At 41.6% G+C, this 524-nt stretch carries 1 pseudogene; it reads left to right on the top strand.

Annotated elements, in window-relative coordinates:
* Window positions 1-46: 46 nt before the first annotated feature.
* A pseudogene (locus ACWIUJ_RS09105) lies at window positions 47-524 on the top strand (hypothetical protein); the annotation flags it as partial.

Below are 524 nucleotides of genomic sequence, written 5' to 3'. Positions count from 1 at the left end.
TTTTTTGCTATTGCCAAGTTTAACATTAGCTAGTGTGGCAACGAGAATGGGTGGATTATATGGTATGTTGGCAGCCAAACAATACTGCGAGCAAAACCCCGATAAATGCAAAAAGGAAGATATCCGCTTTGGCATTGGAGGGCATTATGTTGATAGTGCGCAAATCAACACAAGCTCCTATGGTGGCTATATTAACCTTGATATGATTATGGTTAGCTCAGAGAATAATCGCACTAAAGCCGTCCTCTCTGGCAAACTTGGCTGGGATAAATACACATTTGCAAGCACAAGCCCTAGTGTTGTAAAAAGTAGCAAGGATTTGGCAATGTTTTTTGAAGTGCGCCCAAAAGTGGGGCTTAATCTTGCGAGTAAAGAAGTGCCATTGTTTTTAAACCTTGCTTATACTTTAGATGGCTACTCTACAAAGCAAAATCAAAGCGGATATGCAAATCTTTTACACCAAGTGGGTGTAGAGCTAGAGGGCGCACTCCCTACACAATCAGGCTTCACTATCGAATACGCAT

The organism is Helicobacter sp. 23-1046, from assembly GCF_053654635.1.
Note: the sequence above shows the minus strand (reverse complement) of the source record. Positions and strands in the feature narration are given on the sequence as shown.